Origin of the sequence: Nitratidesulfovibrio sp. 1201_IL3209 (assembly GCF_036763125.1) — a bacterium.
In the GTDB taxonomy this organism is placed as follows: Bacteria; Desulfobacterota; Desulfovibrionia; order Desulfovibrionales; family Desulfovibrionaceae; genus Cupidesulfovibrio.
Window position 1 is genome coordinate 1 of the sequence record NZ_JBAIYT010000107.1, and the last position, 257, is coordinate 257.

Annotated in this window: 1 rRNA gene; it reads right to left on the bottom strand. The window is 56.0% G+C overall.

From position 1 onward, the window contains the following. A 23S ribosomal RNA gene (locus V6B97_RS17490) occupies nt 1-257 on the bottom strand; the annotation flags it as partial.

Sequence of the window (257 nt, forward strand, 5' to 3'; positions counted from 1 at the left end):
TCCCTTATGCGTTTGCACTCGACGCCTGGTTTCCGATCAGGCTGAGGGAACCTTTGCGTGCCTCCGTTATTGTTTGGGAGGCGACCGCCCCAGTCAAACTACCCACCAGACACTGTCTCCACCCCGGGTAACGGGCATGGATTAGAGCCTTAGACTTGCAAGGGTGGTATTTCAACGGTGGCTCCCCCCATACTGGCGTACAGGGTTCACAGCCTCCCACCTATCCTACACATGCAAGCCCAAAACCCAATGTCAAG